This window comes from Falsirhodobacter sp. alg1 (assembly GCF_000739715.2).
Classification (GTDB): Bacteria; Pseudomonadota; Alphaproteobacteria; order Rhodobacterales; family Rhodobacteraceae; genus Falsirhodobacter.
The window spans coordinates 1-496 of the sequence record NZ_BBJC02000128.1; the positions used below are offsets into that span (position 1 = coordinate 1).

Below are 496 nucleotides of genomic sequence, written 5' to 3' on the forward strand. Positions count from 1 at the left end.
CGTCCAGCCCGTCTGTCAGATTGACGGCATTGGCCGCGCCCACGATCACCAGCATCCCGAACGGGATGAAGAAGATTCCCAGATCGATCATCATGCTGACAAAAGGAAGTGCCAGCTCACCTGTCAGGCCCGCAGGGTGGAACCTGGCAGCAGCGAATGTCGCAAGAAAGGCCGTCAGCAGGCCCAGCGCCATTCTGACACGTCCCGAGACGCCCGCCGTGGTCTGCTTGGTCACCTTGGCATAATCATCGGCAAAGCCTAGACGCAGTACGTTTTCCAAGACCCCTACGGTTCGCTCAACCCGCGCAAGCCGGTAGGCGAAAGCCTGATCGAACCGGCTTGGGTGCATGGCTTGGTTACCTCCCAGGCCGAAGCGAAGGAGAAGGTCGCGGACCTGCTGGTCAAGGTCGGCCTGCCGGCAGAACATGCGGGACGCTATCCGCACCAGTTCTCTGGCGGACAGCGTCAGCGCCTGTGCATCGCCCGCGCGCTGGCC

The 496-nt window shown here is 62.3% G+C and carries 1 protein-coding gene and 1 pseudogene; one reads left to right on the plus strand and one right to left on the minus strand.

What is annotated here, in order from left to right:
* Positions 1 to 262: pseudogene (gene mraY / locus TR36_RS16265) on the minus strand (phospho-N-acetylmuramoyl-pentapeptide-transferase); the annotation flags it as partial.
* Positions 263 to 325: 63 nt separating this feature from the next.
* Between mraY and TR36_RS16270 the strand changes: the two are divergent.
* The coding region (locus TR36_RS16270) for an ATP-binding cassette domain-containing protein (RefSeq protein ID WP_304999767.1) at positions 326 to 496 on the plus strand (171 nt) is incomplete at its 3' end.